We start from the raw sequence: 19876 nt of genomic DNA, 5'->3' as shown, positions 1-19876 counted from the left end.
TCTTAAAAATAGCTTATAGTAGGTGCAATAAAACATATATGCAAAAAAATCATCTATCAGAAAGAAATTATCCTATTAGATATGCTTTACTTAGTGTTTCTGATAAAACTAGTATAGTTGAATTTGCGTCAGAACTTAATAAACGCAATATCAAAATACTTGCTACAGGTGGTACTGCAAGTTTGCTAGTCAAGTCGGGAATACCTGCTATAGAAATATCTCATTATACTGGTTCCCCAGAAATTTTAGATGGACGTATCAAAACACTTCACACAAAAATCTATACTGGTATTCTATACCGTCGTGGTCAAGATGATAATATAATAACAAATAAAAGAATATTTCCAATAGATATGTTAGTAGTTAACTTTTATCCATTTACACAAACTGTCATTAATAAAAATTGTTCATTGGAAGATGCAGTAGAAAAAATAGATATTGGTGGTCCTACAATGGTATATGCGGCTGCAAAAAATTATAAATTTGTATCTGTTGTTGTAAAACATAGCGATTATTCCAATATTTTAGATGAATTAGATGTTAATAGCAATTCTTTAAGCTTAAATACTCGTTTTAAACTTGCGGTTAAAGCTTTTAATTATTTAGCATTTAATAATAATAATATTGCTAATTATTTTAATGATTTAATATCAAGCTTTAATCATACTCAACATTTTAATAAAAATGATCAAAACACTCTACCAGAAAAAATTAATATTAAATTAGTAAAAAAACAGAATATGATTTATGGAGAAAATGTTCATCAATCTGCTGCTTTTTACATTCCAGAATTAACAAATACAGAACCATTGAATTTATTAAAGATTCAAGGAAAAAATCTTTCATACAATAATATTATTGATATTGATACAGCTATAAAATGTTTGGAAGAATTTAAAGAACCTACATGTGTAATAATTAAACATTCTAATCCATGTGGTGTTGCAACATCTGATTCAATTGCTGCTGCTTATAAGCGAGCTTATATCACTGATTCTATTTCAGCATTCGGTGGAGTTATAGCATTAAATAGAGAATTAGATCAGCCTACAATTGAGTTAATTACTAAACATCAATTTGTAGAAGTAATAATAGTTCCATCAGTTACTGACACTGCATTAAAAATTGTTTCTAAAAAGAAAAAAATTAGACTTATTATATGTAATAACTGGAAAAAAAATTCTTTATTGGATTTTAAAACAGTTAACGGTGGAGTATTAATCCAAGAACACAATAATAAGACAATAGATATAAATCAACTTAACATAGTTAGTGAGAGAAAACCAAATAAAAAAGAAATAAAAGACTCTATATTTTGCTGGAAAGTATCTAAATTTGTTAAATCGAATGCTATTGTTTGTGCTAAAGACACTGCAACAATAGGTATTGGTGCAGGTCAGATGAGTCGTATTGATTCGGTAAAAATTGCTTATATGAAAGCAAAAAATGCGGTATTAGAGACCAAAAACTCTGTAATGGCTTCTGATGCTTTTTTTCCATTTCGTGATAGTATTGATCTTGCAGCTAAAATGGGGATAAAATGTATTATTCAACCTGGAGGTTCTATTCGTGATAAAGAAATAATTGATGCAGTTGATGAATACAATATTTCAATGATTTTTACTAAAATACGTCATTTTCGTCATTAAAAACGAGTCAAAAAAATGAAAATTTTAATTGTCGGTAACGGTGGACGTGAGCATGCGTTAGCATGGAAAGCATCTCAATCAAAACTATCTGATATTATATATGTAGCTCCAGGAAATCCAGGTACTAGTTTAGAATCTCGTGTATGTAATATAGATATTAATATTACTGAAATTGATAAACTAGCAGAATTTGCATATAAAGAAAAAATAGATTTAACTATTGTTGGTCCTGAAAAACCGATAACTATGGGTATAGTAGATAAATTTCATATGATGGGATTAAATATTTTTGCTCCCAATAAGTCTGCTGCTCAAATAGAAAGTTCCAAAATTTTTTGTAAAAATTTTTTATGTCGTCATAATATTCCTACACCTAATTATGAATATTTTTCTGAAATAAAACCAGCATTATCATATATTGATGGGATAAAATTACCAATTGTTATTAAGGCTGATGGTCTAGCGGCAGGAAAGGGAGTAGTTATTGCAAAAAGCAAACAAAAAGCAGAATATATAATTAAAAATATGCTTTCAGGAAACTTATTTGGTAATGCAGGAAAACGTATTATAATTGAGGAATTTTGTTATGGAGAAGAACTGAGTTTTATTGTAATGGTAGATAGAAAAAAAAACATATTACCAATGGATACAAGCCAAGATTACAAACGTATAGGTAATAATAATACTGGCTTAAATACAGGAGGAATGGGATCACGTTCACCAGCTTTATTAATAAGAAATGAAGAAATATACCAAAACATAATGGATCAAATTATATATCCTACGGTTAGTGGTATGGATGCTGAAGGTAATCAATATATTGGTTTTTTATATGCTGGATTAATAATAAATAAATTAGGAAAACCAATGGTAATAGAATTTAATTGTCGTTTAGGTGATCCTGAAACTCAATCTCTCATGATGCGTTTAAAATCTGATTTAGTAGATATTTGCATTGCTGGTTGTAAAGGAGAGTTAAGTAAAAAAAATATACAATGGCATTCTAAATATGCATTAAGTTTAGTATTATCTTCAGGAGGATATCCTAATAGTAATTATTACAATAATTATGAGATTTATGGTCTACCTAAACAAGATTATCCTAACAGTAAAATTTTTCATTCAGGAACATGTTTGAATAAAAATAACAAGTTAATTACTAATGGAGGTCGGGTATTATCTATAAGTACTATAGATAGAGATTTTAAAATTGCTAAGAAAAGATTATATGAAATCGCTAAATCTATTTATTGGGAACATATTTATTTTCGCACTGACATTGGGTTTTAATAACAGAATTTCTTATTTAATATATTCAAAATTAATGCCATTGCTTTGAAAAGTTATGAACAGCATCCACAAATATACTAACATTTTCTGGAGCGGTATCTTGATTTATACCATGACCTAAATTAAAAATATGTCCGCTACCTTTTCCATAACTAGCTAAAATCATTTTTACTTCATTGATTATCTTTTGAGGAGATGCATAAAGAACAGAAGGATCCATATTACCTTGAATTGCGACTTTATTTCCAACACGACGACGTACATCACCAATATTAATACCCCAATCAACACCTAAAGCATCAAAACCAATATCAGCTATATCTTCTAACCATTGATTACAACCTTTAGTAAATAATATAGTCGGAATATAAGAAATTTCATTTTTACGTAATACATTTGCAGCTATTTTTTTTAAATAATATAAAGAAAATTCTCGATAAGCAGAATAATTCAGTATTCCTCCCCAGGTATCAAATAAGATTATGGAATTAATTCCAGCACAAATTTGTGCATTAAGATATAAAATAATATTTTCTGTAATTTTATCTAGCATTTTATGTAAAATTATTGGATCTGAATACATTATTTTTTTTATTTTATTAAAATTTTTACTACTCCCATTTTGCACCATATATGCAGCTAAGGTCCAGGGACTTCCAGAAAAACCAATTAATGGCACTGATCCCTTTAAATTTTTGCAAATCATGCGTATTATATTCATTACATAGCTTAATTCTTGTTCTGGATCATATATAGGTAATCTTTTAATATCAGCTTGGCAAGTAACAGGATATAAAAAACCAGGACCTTTTTTTTCATCAAAATAAAGTCCTAAACCCATAGCATCTGGTACTACTAGAATATCACTGAATATTATTGCTGCATCTAAGTTATAACGACGCAAAGGCTGTAATGAAATTTCACAAGCTACATCAACATTTTTACAAATTGATAAAAAATTGTCAAATTCAGCACGTATTTTCTTATATTCTGGTAAATATCTACCTGCTTGTCTCATTATCCATATTGGTGTCATATCTACTGGTTTTCGTAAGATAGCACGAATGTAACGATCATTTTTTAATTGATATATCATAAATTTTAATTATATGCATAATTATTAATTTAATATCATTACCATAAAAATTGGTAATGATATTTGTTAAATGATAAATAATATTTAGAAATTATCATTTTATTCATCATCAGTAGATAAACCAGCATTTAACAATTCAGCTAAATTAGCAGAAGCTTTATCTGCTGTAAATTGTAAATTAGATAAATTTTCTTTACTAGCTATTCTAAGTCGCAATCTATCTTTATGATACGAATAACCAGTTCCAGCAGGAATCAGTCTACCTACTATGACATTTTCTTTAAGTCCGCGTAATGTATCATATTTACCAGCAACAGATGCCTCTGTTAGTACACGCGTGGTTTCTTGAAATGAAGCAGCAGAAATAAATGATTGCGTAGCTAAAGAAGCTTTAGTTACACCAAGCAGTTCTCTTACATATTTTGTAACATTTTTCCCTTTTTCTTCTAACAAACGGTTAGAAATTCTAATTTTAGAAAATTCTACTTGTTCTCCTTCTAAGAATTCTGTACTATCAGTTTTTATAATTGTTGCTTTACGTAACATCTGTCTAATAATTACTTCAATATGTTTATCATTTATTTTAACACCTTGTAAACGATACACTTCTTGCACTTCATTAGTAATATAACGAGTAACTGCATGAACACCTCGTAAACGCAAAATATCATGCGGAGATTCAGGACCATCAGAAATTACATCACCTATCTCTACTCTTTCTCCTTCAAATACATTTAATTGACGCCATTTGGGAATCATTTCTTCATATACTTCATTTGCATTATTAATAGGAGTAATCATTAAACGTCTCTTACCTTTAGTTTCTTTACCGAATGAAACTACGCCACTGATTTCTGCTAATATAGCAGGTTCTTTAGGACGTCGTGCTTCAAACAGATCAGCAACTCTAGGTAAACCACCTGTAATATCTTTTGTTCCTCCTGATTCTTGAGGTACTCTAGCTAATATATCTCCTGCACTAATTTTTACACCATTTTCTAATTGTACTATTGCTTTTCCAGGTAAAAAATACTGAGCTGGAATATCAGTACCTAAAATAAAAATATCATCACCATTTTCGTTGACAATTTTTAAAGAAGGACGTAAATCTTTACCACCTGAAGTTCTTTCAGCACTTTCTAAAATTACAAGAGAAGATAAACCAGTTAAATCATCTGTTTGTCTAGTAATTGTTTGACCATCAATTATATCAACAAATCTAACAAAACCACCTATTTCAGTAATAACAGGCATAGTATGAGGATCCCAGTTAGCTACTATTTCGCCTGAATTTACATATTCACCGTCATTTTTTTCTAATATTGTTCCATAAGGAATTTTATAACTTTCTTTAGTTCTATTAAATTCGTCAACTATCCTTAATTCAACATTACGTGATATAATTATAGACTTTCCTAAAGAATTGCATACTAATTTAGCATTAATTAACCGTACAGTACCATTATTCTTAATTCTAATACTTGATTCAGTAGCTACTCGTGATGCAGCACCTCCAATATGAAATGTTCTCATTGTAAGCTGAGTGCCAGGTTCTCCAATTGATTGGGCTGCAATAACACCAACTGCTTCACCCTTATTAACAAGATGACCTCTAGCTAAATCTCGACCGTAACAATTAGCACATACTCCAAAATCAGTTTCGCAACATACAACTGAGCGGACTTTAACACTATCTATAGAATTTTCTTCTAGAACATCACACCAATATTCATCTAGTAAAGTATTTCTTGATATTAAAACATCATTTGTTCCTGGTTTAAAAATATCTTTTACAATGACTCTACCTAAAACACGTTCTCGTAATGGATCTTTAACATCACCACCTTCTATAACAGGTGTCATTGTTATACCTTCATAAGTGCCACAATCATCTTCAGTAACTACTAAATCTTGAGCTACATCTACTAAACGTCTAGTTAAATAACCTGAATTTGCAGTTTTTAAAGCTGTATCTGCTAAACCTTTTCGTGCACCATGAGTTGAAATAAAATACTGAAGAATATTTAAACCTTCACGAAAATTTGCAGTAATAGGCGTTTCAATGATTGATCCATCTGGTTTTGCCATTAAACCACGCATCCCTGCTAGTTGACGAATTTGAGCTGCAGAACCTCTAGCACCTGAATCAGCCATCATAAATATATTATTAAAAGATGATTGTTTTTCTTTAACACCATCTTTATTAGTTACAGATTCAGTAGAAAGATTTTCCATCATTGCTTTAGCAACACGCTCATTAGCAGCAGCCCAAATATCAATAACTTTATTATATCTTTCTCCTACAGTAACTAAACCAGATTGAAATTGTTCTTGAATTTCAGCTACTTCAAATTCAGCATCAGAAATAATTTCTAATTTTTTTTCAGGAATTACCATATCATCAATACCTACTGAAACACCTGAACGAGCTGCATATGCAAAACCAGAATACATAATTTGGTCAGCAAATGTGACAGTAGCTTTTAAACCTAAAATGCGATAACAAGTATTTAACATTTTAGAAATTGTTTTTTTTCCTAGTACCTGGTTTACAATATAATACGGCAAACCTTTTGGTACAATCATCCAAAGAATTGCCCTACCAATAGTAGTGTCAATTATGCTAATACTAGAAATAAATTCTCCTAGTTCATTTTTATGAAATTCTTCAATTCTAACTTTAACACGAGCATGTAATTCAACTTGTCCAGTTCGATATAAACACTCTGCTTCTTTAGGACCAGTCAACATCATACCTTCGCCTTTAGCATTAATTTTATCACGAGTCATATAATATAATCCCAAAACTACATCTTGGGAAGGAACAATAATTGGTTCACCATTTGCTGGAGATAAAATATTATTAGTAGACATCATTAAAGCACGTGCTTCTAATTGTGCTTCTAATGTTAAAGGAACATGTACAGCCATTTGATCACCGTCAAAATCAGCATTGTAAGCTGCACAAACTAAAGGATGTAATTGAATCGCTTTTCCCTCAACTAGAATGGGTTCAAATGCTTGAATACCCAACCTATGTAATGTAGGTGCGCGATTTAACAAAACAGGATGTTCACGAATAACATCATCTAAGATATCCCAAACAACAGATTCTTCACGATCAACCATTTTTTTTGCAGCTTTTATCGTAGTGGCAAGTCCTCTAACTTCTAATTTTCCGTAAATAAATGGTTTAAATAATTCTAATGCCATTTTTTTTGGTAAGCCGCATTGATGTAATCGAAGATATGGACCTACTGTAATCACAGAACGTCCTGAATAGTCTACACGTTTTCCTAACAAATTTTGACGAAATCTACCTTGTTTTCCCTTAATCATATCAGCTAATGATTTTAAAGGTCGTTTATTAGAACCAGTAATAGCACGTCCTCTTCTTCCATTATCTAATAATGCGTCTACTGCTTCTTGTAGCATTCTTTTTTCATTTCTGACAATTATATCTGGAGCAGATAGATCTAATAACCTTTTTAATCTATTATTGCGATTAATAACCCGACGGTAAAGATCGTTTAAATCTGAAGTTGCAAAACGTCCTCCATCTAGAGGTACCAAAGGACGTAAATCTGGTGGAAGTACTGGTAATACGCTTAAAATCATCCACTCTGGTTTATTACCAGATTGTACAAATGATTCTAATAACTTAATTCTCTTAGTTAATTTTTTTCTTTTAGTTTCAGAATTAGTTTCGTTTAGCTCATTATGTAATTGTTCACATTCTTGCTCTAAATCCATATTTTTTAGCAGATACTGAATTGCTTCAGCACCCATTTTAGCATCAAATTCATCACCAAATTCTTCTAATACATCAAGATACTGTTCTTCAGTTAACATTTGACGTTTTTCTAAATTTGTCATTCCCCCTTCAACTACAACATAAGATTCAAAATATAGTACTCTTTCTATATCACGCAAAGGCATATCTAATAATAATCCAATACGTGAAGGCAAGGATTTTAAAAACCAAATATGAGCTGTTGGTGATGCTAATTCTATATGTCCCATACGTTCACGACGTACTTTGGTTTGGGTTACTTCAACACCACATTTTTCACAAATTACACCACGGTGTTTTAGTCTTTTATATTTTCCACATAAACATTCATAGTCTTTTACAGGACCAAAAATGCGAGCGCAAAAAAGACCATCACGTTCTGGTTTAAATGTGCGATAATTAATAGTTTCTGGTTTCTTTACTTCACCAAAAGACCAGGAACGTATCATATCCGGTGCAGCAAGAGAAATTTTTATAGTATCAAATTCTTCTTTTTTATTTTGTATTTTCAGGAACTTAAGTAAGTCTTTCACAGATTAGTTCTCGTTGGAAGGTGAGACTTAAGAGTGTCTAAAACAAATTAAATACTCTATCATCAATATCAGTACATATAAATCACTTTTAGTGTATTTTAAAACTTTATTTACATATCTCACTATGATCCTAAATAATAGCTAGGTACTATTCTTCGTCTTCTAATTCTATATTGATCCCTAATGATCTAATTTCCTTTAGTAATACATTAAAGGATTCAGGCATACCCGGTTCCATATGGTGATTGCCATCTACAATATTCTTATACATCTTAGTACGACCATTAACATCATCAGATTTCACTGTCAACATTTCCTGTAAAGTATATGCTGCCCCATAAGCTTCCAATGCCCAAACTTCCATTTCTCCAAAACGTTGACCACCAAATTGAGCTTTTCCACCTAAAGGTTGTTGAGTTACCAGGCTATATGAACCTGTAGAACGAGCATGCATTTTATCATCAACTAAATGATTAAGTTTAAGCATATACATATATCCAACAGTTACCTTACGTTCAAATTTCTCGCTAGTACGTCCATCAAATAAAGTAATTTGACCTGAAGAAGGTAAACCACTTAATTCTAGTAAATCTTTGATTTCTTTTTCTTTTGCTCCATCAAAAACAGGACTTGCAACTGGCATACCTTTTTTTAAATTTTCTGCTAAAGATAGTATTTCACTATCACTAAATTTATTTAGATCAACTTTCTGACGAAGGTCTGAGCCTAAATCATAAGCACTTTGTATAAATTTTCTTAATTTAACTATTTTTTCATTATTTTTTAATATTTCATTAATTTTTTGACCTATACCTTTAGCTGCCATACCTAAATGTGTTTCAAGAATTTGTCCTATATTCATTCTTGATGGAACTCCTAAGGGATTCAAAACAATATCAACTGGTACACCATGTTCATCATATGGCATATCTTCAATAGGGTTTATTTTAGAAATAACTCCCTTATTACCATGCCGTCCAGCCATTTTATCCCCTGGTTGAATATGACGCTTAACTGCAAGATAAACTTTAACTATTTTTAATATACCTGGTGCAAGATCATCACCTTGAGTAATTTTACGACGTTTATCCTCTATTTTTTTCTCAAATTTTTTCTTTAATTCTTCATATTGATTTGATAGCTGTTTTAGCTGTTCTTTTTTATCTTGGTCAATAAGTTGAATATTAAACCAATATTCTTTGGGAGTTTTATTTAAATCTTCTTTTTCCATCTGATCAGATAATAATAATTTAGCACGACTAAAAATACTTGATTCTAAAATTTGCTTCTCTTCAGATAAATCTTTTTTTGCTTGTTTTAACTGCATTTCTTCGATTTCTAAAGCACGTTTATCTTTTTGTATTCCATCTCTAGTAAAAATTTGCACATCTATAACTGTACCGGACACACCATTTGGAACTCTTAATGATGAATCTTTTACATCAGATGCTTTTTCACCAAAAATAGCACGTAGTAATTTTTCTTCAGGTGTTAATTGAGTTTCACCTTTTGGGGTTACTTTTCCTACTAAAATATCTCCACCAGTAACTTCTGCTCCAACATAAACAATACCAGATTCATCAAGTTTAGAAAGTGCTGCTTCACTTACATTTGGAATATCAGAAGATACTTCTTCTGCACCCAATTTTGTATCCCTAGACATACATGATAATTCTTGAATATGAATACTAGTAAATCTATCTTCTTGAACTACACGTTCTGATACTAAAATAGAATCTTCAAAATTATAACCATTCCAAGGCATGAATGCCACTCTCATATTCTGACCTAAAGCTAATTCCCCTAGATCAGTAGAAGGACCATCAGCCAGTACATCACCTCTTTCAATTTTTTCTCCTAAACTAATGCAAGGCATTTGATTAATACAGGTATTTTGATTAGATCTAGTATACTTTGTCAAATTATATATATCTATTCCTACTTCATCATTATATGTTTCAGTTTCATTAACTTTTACAACAATGCGAGATGCATCAACGTATTGTATTAAACCACCACGTTTAGCAACTACGGTAACTCCTGAGTCAACAGCCACAGCACGTTCCATACCTGTCCCAACTAAAGGTTTATCAGCACGTAAGGTTGGAACTGCTTGTCGCTGCATATTTGCACCCATTAGAGCACGATTAGCGTCATTATGTTCAAGAAAAGGTATTAATGATGCACCAACAGAAACTATTTGTTGAGTAGAAACATCCATATAGTCTACTTTTTCTCTATGGAACAACCCGGATTCACCTTTATGACGACAAATCACTAAATCATCAATAAATTTGCCATCATCATATAAATGAGCATTTGCTTGAGCAATAATATAATTACCTTCTTCAATAGCAGATAAATAATTAATTCTATCAGATACGATACCATTAAAAACACAACGATATGGTGTTTCTAAAAATCCATATTCATTTGTTTTAGCATAAACAGATAAAGAATTAATTAAACCGATATTGGGACCTTCAGGAGTTTCAATTGGACAAACACGACCATAATGAGTAGGATGAACATCTCTTACTTCAAAACCAGCTCTTTCACGAGTTAAACCTCCAGGACCTAAAGCCGAAATTCGACGTTTATGAGTAATTTCAGATAAAGGATTATTTTGATCCATGAATTGAGATAACTGACTAGAACTAAAAAATTCTTTTACTGCTGCTGAGATTGGCTTAGCGTTAATCATATCTTGAGGCATCAGAGTATCAAGATCACCTAATGATAGACGTTCCCTAACAGCACGTTCAACACGTATTAAACCGATTCTAAACTGATTCTCAGCCATTTCTCCTACTGATCTAATACGGCGATTACCCAAATGATCAATATCATCTATTTCACCTTTACCATTACGAATAGTTATAAGTTTTTTCATTACATCGATTATGTCTTCTTTACTAAGAATACTAGATCCTTCTACTTTTTTTCTTCCCAATGAACGATTGAATTTCATACGACCTACCGCAGAAAGATCGTACCTTTCTTCGGAAAAGAATAAACTTTCGAAAAGATTTTCTGTAGCTTCTCGCGTTGGTGGCTCACCTGGCCTCATCATACGATAAATTTCTACTAATGCGCTTAGTCTATCATTGGTTGGATCAATACGTAAAGTTTCAGATATATATGATCCGTGATCTAAATCATTAATAAACAAAGTTTCAATTTGTTTATAACCTAATTGTTTTAACTGATATATCAATTCTAGTGTAATATTACTATTAGCTGAAGCAATTAATTCATTGTTATTATCATAATAATTTTTTGCTAATATTTTCCCAATAAGATATTCAATTGGCACTTCTATATATTGGATGTTATCATTTTCTAATTGAGCAATGTGTCGTGAAGTAATACGACGATTTTTTTCAATGTATATCTTGTTATTAGCTTTAACATTAAAAGTGGCAGTTTCACCTCTTAATCTTTCAGGAACTAATTTCATTAATATTTTACTATTATTAATTTCAAATTTTATTTTTTCAAAGAAAATATTTAAAATATCCTCAGTTGTATAATCCAGTGCACGTAAAATAATAGTCGATGGTAATTTACGTCTACGATCAATACGAATAAAAAGATTATCTTTTGGATCAAATTCAAAATCTATCCATGAACCTCTATATGGAATTATGCGTGCATTGTATAATATTTTACCAGAAGAATGTGTTTTACCTTTATCGCTATCAAAAAACACACCTGGACTACGATGTAACTGAGAAACTATAACACGTTCAGTACCATTAATGATAAAAGTACCATTTTCAGTCATTAAGGGAATTTCTCCCATGTATACTTCTTGTTCTTTGATATTTTTTACTGTATTTTCTGTAGAAAAATCACGTTCATAAATCACCAATCTTAATTTTACTCTAAGTGGTGCAGAATAAGTAGCTCCACGAATTTGACATTCTTTTACATCAAAAACTGGTTCACTTAAACGATAACTTACATATTGTAATTCAGAATTACCACCATAACTTACAATAGGAAACACAGAACGGAGTGCAGCTTCAAGACCATATTGACCCTCCGGATCATGTTCAATAAATTTTTGAAAAGAATCAAGTTGAATAAAAAGAAGGTAAGGTACGTCTAAAACTTTTGGACGTTTACCAAAATCCTTGCGAATTCGTTTTTTTTCGGTATAAGAGTAAACCATTATGGCTCCTCAACTAGCTGATAGTCGATCTGTTGTAGATCTTTTTTGCAGATTTTTCTTTCAATTTTATAAATTTGTATTTAATTTAAATAAAACTATCTATTTACTATTTAAAATATATAAAATATTTAATATAAAAAGGCTGGTGATTTGTCAGTCACCAGCCGTCAGCCTGCTATTATTGCTAGACTGTAAGCTAAAATTTTTTATTTAACTTCCACTTCAGCTCCGGCCTCTTTTAAAATCACTTCTAAAGATGTTGATTCTTCTTTACTAATTCCCTCTTTAATAATACCAGTTGCTTCAACTAAATCTTTAGCTTCTTTTAACCCTAAACCAGTTGCAGCACGCACTGCTTTAATTACAGCTACTTTATTAGGACCAATTGCTTTCAATATTACATCAAATTCAGTTTTTTCTTCAACAACTTCAGTAGGACCAACATTGACAGCTACTTTAGAAGAAACACCGAATTTTTCTTCCATAGCAGAAACTAAATCAACAACTTCCATTACAGACATGCCAGAAACAGCTTCTAAAATTTGCTCTTTAGTTATAGACATTACAATTATTCCTAAGATCAGAAAAACTTCTAATTTAATTCTTCTTTTTTATATCACTAATAGCGTTTAATACTCGCACTATTTTTCCTGCAGCTGCTTCCTTCATAGTTAACATTAAATTTATTATAGCTTCTTCACATGTAGGTAAACTTGCTAATAGATCAATATTATTTGCATCAATAAATTTATTTTCGAACGCAGCAGCTTTGATTCTAAATGTAATATTATCTTTTTCAAACTCTTTTAACAAACGAGCAGCTATACCAGGATGTTCTATAGAATATGCAATTAATGTAGGACCGTTAAAAGTGTTTTTTAAACACTCAAACTGAGTATCCTTAACAATTCTATGTAATAGTGTATTTCGGATGACATATATATATACACCAGATTTGCGACCTTTTGCTCTTAATTCAGTTATTTTATTTACAGCTACACCACGAAAATCGGCAACAACTGCCGAAATTGATTTTTGTGCTATCTGGTAAATTTTAGTTACAATTGCTTTCTTATCTTTAAGATTTAGCGGCATCAGCTTACACTCCCAGGATTGATCAGAAAAATTTTTATAAATTATTAAATTCTTATCTGAATCAATTTTGAATAAAAATAATGATGAAGTTTGCTGAAATAAGAGAATATATTTTTCCAATATTTCTAGATTTATAATATACTTGATTTTTGTTAGTGTATAGCATCATTAACTAAATATTTAAAAACAGTACTTAATTTATATTGATATTAAATAATTACCTATATAATATTCATTAAAACTAAAACACGATCTTACGTAAAATTGTTGCTTATTTCAAGAAATAATTTAAATTATTGAATATTTAAACTAGCTGGATCAATATTAATACCAATGCCCATAGTTGTTGAAATATTAATTTTTTTTATGTAATTTCCTTTTGCTTGAACAGGTTTTGCTTTTTTTAGAGCTATTAATAAATGTTCTAAATTTTCCTTTAATGTTGTAATTTCTAAATTAATCTTACCAATACTAGCATGAATAATACCATGTTTATCATTTTTATAACGAATTTGACCTGCCCTTGCATTTTTCACTGCTTCAGCAATATTTGATGTTACTGTACCCATTTTAGGATTAGGCATTAAGCCTCTGCTACCTAAAATTTGACCTAATTTGCTAACAATATGCATACTATCTGGATCAGCAATTATAACATCAAAATTTATATTGCCTTGTTTAATGTTATCAGCAAGATCTTGCATCCCAACAATTACAGCACCTTCTTTTTTAGCGGCTTCAGCTTTTATTCCATCAGCAAAAACTGCAATACGCACAGAACGACCAGTACTATTAGGGAGATTTGTTGTTCCACGGATGTTTTGATCAGGTTTTTTTGCATCAATGCCTAAATTTATAGCAATATCAACACTTTCTATAAAATTGGGAGAAGCAAATTTTTTTAATATAGAAATCGCTTCGATACAATCGTGTTTTTTAGTCAAATCTACCTGGTTTTTTATTTTATTCTTGCGTTTAGTTATCTTAATCATTTGAATCCTCTACTACTAAACCCATAGAAATAGCAGTACCTTCAATAGAACGAGACATTGCTTCTACATCACATCCTGTCATATCTATTGATTTAATCTTTGCTATTTCACGAATCTGTATACGAGTTATATTGCCAATTTTTTCCTGCTTAGGTTTACTAGAACCTAATTTAATACCAACAACTTTTTTTAAAAGAACTGCTGCTGGAGGTGTTTTAATAACAAAAGTAAATGTTCGGTCAGTATATACCGTTATAACCACCGGCATCGGCATTCCCTTTTCTAGGGATGTAGTTTCGTTATTAAAATCTTTACAAAACTGCATAATATTAACACCTTGCTGACCTAAAGCAGGTCCGACAGGCGGGCTAGGATTTGCCATACCGGCAGGTATTTGTAACTTAACATATGCTTGGACTTTTTTAGCCATACCCTTTCTCACCATTTAGTTATATATTCTTTATTAAAGAAACTACTTTAATAATTAATTTAATATATGTGAATAAATTAATTTATCCTTTTTCTACTTGAGAAAAATCAAGCTCTACTGGTGTAGCGCGTCCGAAAATTGAAACTGATACTTTCAGTCTGCTTTTTTCATAATCTACTTCTTCAACAACACTATTAAAATCAGCAAAAGGACCATCATTTACTCGTACTATTTCTCCTGGTTCAAAGATTGTCTTAGGACGTGGTTTATCGCCCACTTGTTTAAGTCTATTTATAATGGTATTAGCTTCTTTATCACTAATAGGAGATGGTTTATCAGATGCTCCACCTATAAAACCCATAACTCTTGGTACATGTTTTACTAAATGCCAAGTATTGTCATTCATGACCATTTGAACAAGCACATAACCGGGAAAAAATTTCCTCTCACTTTTACGGCGTTGCCCAAAACGAATTTCTACTACTTCTTCAGTAGGAACCATAATTTCGCCAAACATGTCATCCATATTATATAATCTGACATGTTCTCGAAGCGATTGCGCTACTCGACCTTCAAAACCGGAAAATGCTTGTACAACATACCAACGTTTTTTGGGAACTTCAGACATTTTAGAACCTCAGACCAGTAATAAATGAAATTACACGGACTAGGATATTATCTAATCCCCATAAAATTAAAGACATAAATGTAGTAACAACTATGACAATCAATGTTATCCGAAATGTTTCTTGATAGGTAGGCCAAATAACCTTTTTTAATTCAGCTTTTGATTCCCTTATAAAAACTAAGATATCTTTACCTACTTTAGTTGACAATAAAATACATATTGATGTAATAACTAATATGATTATAGGTACTATACGTAAATATAATGTTGTTTTTCCGTAGTAATAATTACCTAAAATAGCACCTAGTAATAGTGTTACTATGACTACCCACTTTACTACTTCTAAGCTGAACAAGGCTACTTTAGCTTCGTTATTAGCACTCATAGATACCTATACCTACTAAAAAATTTAATTGAGCTATTATCATTCTAAAAACGCATATCTTAATTTAATTTCAAAACGAATAAATAATTTAAAATTACCATTTCTACTTTAAAATAATATTAAAAATGATGCTGGTACCCAGAATTGAACTGGGGAACCTCACCCTTACCAAGGGTGCGCTCTACCGACTGAGCTATACCAGCTTTTTTTGGAGCGGGTAACGGGAATTGAACCCGTATCATTAGCTTGGAAGGCTAAGGTAATACCTTTATACAATACCCGCTGATCTATTACCAAATATTTAAATAAGAAAATGTTATAAACTGTAATTTATATGAAATCAACTATTTATGCTATTCAATAAAATAACATTAATCTAACATGATGGTGGGAGAAGGATTCGAACCTTCGAAGTCTATGACGGCAGATTTACAGTCTGCTCCCTTTGACCGCTCGGGAATCCCACCAAAATCATAAATTATATATGCCGGCTACCGGAGTTGAACTGGTGACCTACTGATTACAAGTCAGTTGCTCTACCATCTGAGCTAAGCCGGCATACAAACGCTTATTTTAAAGTTGTTGCATAAATGATGCAACAAAAATTTTTTATTTTCTTTAAAATAAAAGTTATGCTTTCACTTGCTTAAGATTAAATTTAGTTACTATATAAAATAGCATTGTAACATTATTAGATAAATTATACTATATAATTTGAATATTTATACTTAAAGTTATGATTATAATTTATTGTTATATAGATATACAATTAAATTGTTTTTTATATATTACGACATTATTATATAATTTAACATTTTAAAGTATTAATAATTCTGGTGAAAATGACAATTTTATTATTTAAACGTAGTGATTGGATAGATATATATAATTCAATTCCTTTATATTTATCTAACAATGAAATAAGAAAATTAAAGAGCATTGATAGTAATTTATCTATTACAGAAGTCATGGATATTTATTTGCCTTTATCACGTCTTATAATTTTTTTTATTCAAGCAAATATTAAACATCAAAATATTTTTAAAAAATTTTTTAGTAAAAAAATTAAAAAAGTGCCGTATATAATCAGCATATCTGGAAGTGTAGCTGTAGGGAAAACCACTACTGCTAAAATATTACAAATATTATTGAGTAAATATCCTAGAAATAATAAAGTGGAAATTGTTACAACTGATAGTTTTTTATATTCCAATGAAACTCTTATAAAAAGAGGGTTAATAGAAAAAAAAGGATTTCCTGAATCATATGACATGAATCGGCTGATTCAATTTATTTTAGATATAAAATTAGGTATTAAAAAGGTATTAGCTCCAGTTTATTCACATTTTATCTATGATATAGAACCTAAAACAAACAAAATAATTCAGCAACCAAATATATTAATTATTGAAGGATTGCATTTATTACAAAATAAATTAGATTATTCTGATAATTTTTATCAAATATTTATTTCTGAGTTTGTAGATTTATCAATTTATTTAGATGCTACTGAAAAATTATTAAAAAACTGGTTTATTAGTCGTTTTTTAAAATTACGTCAAAAAGCATTTTTATATAATAACTCTTATTTTCATAAGTATATTAATTCAACTGAACAAGAAACTGTATTTATTGCTGAAGACTTATGGGATAGAATTAATGGATTAAATCTTAAAAAAAATATTCTACCTACTCGTGAAAGTGCTAATATAATTTTGACTAAAAAAGAAAATCATATTGTAAATTATATAAGTTTTAAAAATAATTAATATAAATAGATGAGATACTTCAATAAAAAGATCTCAATGATATTTCTCCTAATGACCAAGATTTTATCTTACCATTATTTTCTAACAATAAAGCTCCATAATTATCTACTCCTCGAGCAATTCCATATATTTCTTTATCATTAATTATTAATTTAACCCACCTATTAATAAAATTATCTAAAATTTTCCATCTATGTTTGAAAGGAACAAATCCATATTTTTCAAAGATATTTAATGACTTACGAAAATTATTAGTTAAATTGATAGCAAGATCAGTTCTGTCAACTACCAACCCTATTTCTTCTAAAGAAATCCAAGTAGGAAAAATATTCATGTTTTTTGGATTGATATTTGCCATATTGACATTAATACCTACTCCAATAATGACTTTAGTATTTTCTTTTGTTTTAACTGTATTATTTAACTCCACTAAAATTCCAGCTAATTTACTTTCATTAACATAAACATCATTAGGCCATTTTAATCTAACATCATTAACGCCTAACAATTTTAGAGTTTCAGCTATAATTACTCCAATAACTAATCCAACACTTTTTATATTACTAATATTTTGTTTTATTTGCCAATATATAGACATATATAAGTTACAACCAAATGGAGAAAACCAAGATCGTCCATAGCGACCTCTTCCAAAAATTTGATATTCTGTAATACAAAGATCCCCACATTTTATGGTACTAATATTGTCTAATAAATATTGATTTGTAGAATTTAGTACAGGTTTAAATAAAATAGTGTTTTCTCCTAATTTTGATTTAATCACTTGTTCATTTAATAAAATTAAAGGCTTTAATAATTTACATTGTTTTTTTTCTTTACAAAAAAATACATTAATGCCCCATTTTTCTAATTCATTGATGTTATTAATTAGTGATAATTTAGATAAACCTAAATGATAATTAATTCCTTCTATAGAATGGAATTTTCCATCAGCTAATATATTAATCAAATTTAATTTAAGTTCTGTTTTATGAAAGCATTGCGACTGCATCGCATTCCCCTTTTGCTTTAATAAAACGTACTTCAGGTTCTAGCCATATATTAAACTTTTTTCCTACTCTAATTCGAATTTCTCGTGCTAAAGATAAAATATCTTGAGAAGTTGCGTGTCCTTTATTAATTAATATCAAAGCTTGATTTTTGTAAATTCCTGAATCTCCTATATAAAATTCTTTTAAATTACATTGCTCAATTAACCAACCAGCTGCCAATTTTATTTGATTATTTATATAAGGATAGCATGGCATAGTAGGAAAGTATCTCAAGAGTAATTTAGCTTCTTTTTTAGTAACAATTGGATTTTTAAAAAAACTTCCCACATTTCCTATAACTTTAGGATCAGGAATTTTACGTTTTCGTATGAGAAAAATTTCATTGAAAATATCCCAAGCACTAATCGGTTTTAAATATTTCAAATCATTATATGTTAATATTGGTTGCCATTTTTTTTTAAGAGAAATACCTACTGCTATGATTACAAAATCTGTCCAATATTTGTTCTTAAAAATACTATTTCTATAAGAAAAATTACATTCTGTGCTATAAATTCTCTTAATATCACCGTTTTTTAAGTGCAACACATCTACATAACTACAAAAATCTTTTAATTCAACTCCGTAGGCTCCAATATTTTGTATTGGAACCGAACCTACTGTTCCAGGAATCCAAGCTAAATTTTCTAATCCAAAAATTCCTTTAGTTAACATATTTTGGACTAATTTATGCCAATTTTCTCCAGCGCCTATATGTAATTTCCATAATTTACTATCTTCATAAATATTTATACCCTGAATTCTATTAAGAACTATGATACCAGCAAAATCTTCGACAAATAAAACATTACTTGCTTCTCCTAAAATCAAAAATGGTAATTTAAGAAATTTACTAAACTTCCATGCATCCAAAATAGTTTCTTTTTTTTCTGCAACAATTAAAAAACGTGTACTAACATCTAGCCCTAGAGTATTTTTCACTTTTAAAGAGCGATGTTTAGTAATCATTAGATCATCTTAAATAAA

14 protein-coding genes and 4 tRNA genes are annotated in these 19876 nt (G+C 29.9%); 3 read left to right on the top strand and 15 right to left on the bottom strand.

Annotation, left to right across the window (positions count from 1 at the left end):
- Window positions 1-38 precede the first annotated feature (38 nt).
- Together purH and purD are read left to right on the top strand one after the other, a co-directional pair.
- The gene (purH, locus tag FD726_RS00090) at window positions 39-1649 is read left to right on the top strand and encodes a bifunctional phosphoribosylaminoimidazolecarboxamide formyltransferase/IMP cyclohydrolase (RefSeq protein ID WP_159989561.1); all 1611 of its coding nucleotides are present in this window, start codon (window positions 39-41) and stop codon (window positions 1647-1649) included.
- A 15-nt stretch (window positions 1650-1664) separates the two neighbouring features.
- A complete protein-coding gene (gene purD / locus FD726_RS00085) occupies window positions 1665-2939 on the top strand; it encodes a phosphoribosylamine--glycine ligase (protein ID WP_159989560.1) in 1275 nt (424 codons plus the stop codon).
- Window positions 2940-2970: 31 nt separating this feature from the next.
- On the opposite strand, the gene hemE is transcribed toward purD, so the two are convergent.
- The 13 genes from hemE to FD726_RS00020 form a co-directional block, all read right to left on the bottom strand.
- On the bottom strand, window positions 2971-4032 hold the full coding sequence (gene hemE, locus FD726_RS00080; protein ID WP_159989805.1) for a uroporphyrinogen decarboxylase: 1062 nt from the start codon (window positions 4030-4032) through the stop codon (window positions 2971-2973).
- Window positions 4033-4134: 102 nt separating this feature from the next.
- Window positions 4135-8361 carry a DNA-directed RNA polymerase subunit beta' gene (gene rpoC / locus FD726_RS00075; protein WP_159989559.1) on the bottom strand — a complete coding sequence of 1409 codons (4227 nt, stop codon included), beginning with the start codon at window positions 8359-8361 and terminating at the stop codon, window positions 4135-4137.
- A gap of 148 nt (window positions 8362-8509) precedes the next feature.
- Complete coding sequence (rpoB, locus tag FD726_RS00070; protein WP_159989558.1) at window positions 8510-12538, bottom strand: DNA-directed RNA polymerase subunit beta; 4029 nt, start codon at window positions 12536-12538, stop codon at window positions 8510-8512.
- Between the two features lie 206 nt (window positions 12539-12744).
- Window positions 12745-13101, bottom strand: coding sequence for a 50S ribosomal protein L7/L12 (gene rplL / locus FD726_RS00065; protein ID WP_159989557.1), 357 nt, complete (start codon window positions 13099-13101; stop codon window positions 12745-12747).
- 34 nt (window positions 13102-13135) lie between these two features.
- Window positions 13136-13633, bottom strand: coding sequence for a 50S ribosomal protein L10 (rplJ, locus tag FD726_RS00060; RefSeq protein ID WP_159989556.1), 498 nt, complete (start codon window positions 13631-13633; stop codon window positions 13136-13138).
- Between the two features lie 293 nt (window positions 13634-13926).
- Complete coding sequence (rplA, locus tag FD726_RS00055; protein ID WP_159989555.1) at window positions 13927-14625, bottom strand: 50S ribosomal protein L1; 699 nt, start codon at window positions 14623-14625, stop codon at window positions 13927-13929.
- Window positions 14618-15055, bottom strand: a complete 438-nt coding sequence (gene rplK / locus FD726_RS00050; protein ID WP_159989554.1) for a 50S ribosomal protein L11 — start codon at window positions 15053-15055, stop codon at window positions 14618-14620. Before rplK ends, rplA begins: the two co-directional genes overlap by 8 nt.
- An 82-nt stretch (window positions 15056-15137) precedes the next feature.
- Window positions 15138-15683 (bottom strand): transcription termination/antitermination protein NusG, encoded by a 546-nt coding sequence (gene nusG / locus FD726_RS00045; protein ID WP_159989553.1) that lies wholly within the window; start codon window positions 15681-15683, stop codon window positions 15138-15140.
- A gap of 1 nt (window position 15684) precedes the next feature.
- Window positions 15685-16068: a preprotein translocase subunit SecE gene (gene secE, locus FD726_RS00040; protein WP_159989552.1), complete on the bottom strand. Its 384-nt coding sequence runs from the start codon at window positions 16066-16068 to the stop codon at window positions 15685-15687.
- Window positions 16069-16197: 129 nt separating this feature from the next.
- Window positions 16198-16271 (bottom strand) — tRNA-Thr (locus FD726_RS00035).
- Between the two features lie 6 nt (window positions 16272-16277).
- A tRNA-Gly gene (locus tag FD726_RS00030) sits at window positions 16278-16351 on the bottom strand.
- A gap of 102 nt (window positions 16352-16453) precedes the next feature.
- Window positions 16454-16535: transfer RNA gene (locus FD726_RS00025), tRNA-Tyr, on the bottom strand.
- A gap of 18 nt (window positions 16536-16553) precedes the next feature.
- Window positions 16554-16626, bottom strand: a tRNA-Thr gene (locus FD726_RS00020).
- A 284-nt stretch (window positions 16627-16910) separates the two neighbouring features.
- Between FD726_RS00020 and coaA the strand changes: the two genes are divergently transcribed.
- Window positions 16911-17837 (top strand): type I pantothenate kinase, encoded by a 927-nt coding sequence (coaA, locus tag FD726_RS00015; RefSeq protein WP_159989551.1) that lies wholly within the window; start codon window positions 16911-16913, stop codon window positions 17835-17837.
- 19 nt (window positions 17838-17856) lie between these two features.
- Here coaA and birA read toward each other — a convergent pair whose 3' ends face one another.
- Entirely contained in the window at window positions 17857-18849 is a 993-nt protein-coding gene (gene birA / locus FD726_RS00010) for a bifunctional biotin--[acetyl-CoA-carboxylase] ligase/biotin operon repressor BirA (protein WP_159989550.1), read from the bottom strand.
- Window positions 18827-19858 (bottom strand): UDP-N-acetylmuramate dehydrogenase, encoded by a 1032-nt coding sequence (murB, locus tag FD726_RS00005; protein ID WP_159989549.1) that lies wholly within the window; start codon window positions 19856-19858, stop codon window positions 18827-18829. The genes birA and murB overlap by 23 nt, the downstream gene beginning before the upstream one ends.
- Window positions 19859-19876: the final 18 nt, after the last annotated feature.

This window comes from Pantoea sp. SoEX (assembly GCF_009829945.1).
Taxonomy (GTDB): Bacteria; Pseudomonadota; Gammaproteobacteria; order Enterobacterales; family Enterobacteriaceae; genus Pantoea_C.
Note: the sequence above shows the minus strand (reverse complement) of the source record. Positions and strands in the feature narration are given on the sequence as shown.